At 49.1% G+C, this 525-nt stretch carries 1 protein-coding gene; it reads left to right on the top strand.

The features are described from left to right. A partial coding sequence (locus AB4263_RS24375; RefSeq protein WP_372097440.1) for a tandem-95 repeat protein occupies nt 1–525 on the top strand: 525 nt, incomplete at both ends.

A 525-nucleotide genomic window follows, 5' to 3' on the forward strand; every position in this document is an offset into this window, starting at 1 on the left:
GATGTGGAAGGCGATGACCTTACGGCTAGCGACCTTACGGTTGGTGGAGATGCGACGGTTGTAGCTAATGATGACGGCAGCTTCACCATCACGCCAGATGAGAACTTCAATGGTGATATCGATATTAGCTTCGATATCTCTGATGGTACTAACACCGTTCAGGCTTCTGCGGATCTAACCGTTAACCCAGTTAATGACCTGCCTGTCCCTCAAGATCAACAGTTCAGCGTTGAAGAAGATGGAACGCTTATCTTCACCGATGCAGACCTATTAACAGGCGCTACTGACATTGAAGGCGACAACCTAACGGTTGAAGGTGTGACCTACGACGGTGGCGACGGTATCCTTACTGATAACGGTAATGGTACTTACACATTCGCTCCAAACGAAAACTTCAATGGTGACGTAAACTTCGGCTTCGATGTCTCTGACGGAACCGATACGGTATCAGCAAACATCGACGTGAGCGTAACTGCCGTTGATGATGCGCCAGTGTCTGGCGACCTAGCGTACTCAATCGACGAA

The sequence above is a fragment of the Vibrio sp. 10N.261.55.C5 genome (assembly GCF_041470505.1).
GTDB lineage: Bacteria > Pseudomonadota > Gammaproteobacteria > Enterobacterales > Vibrionaceae > Vibrio > Vibrio crassostreae_C.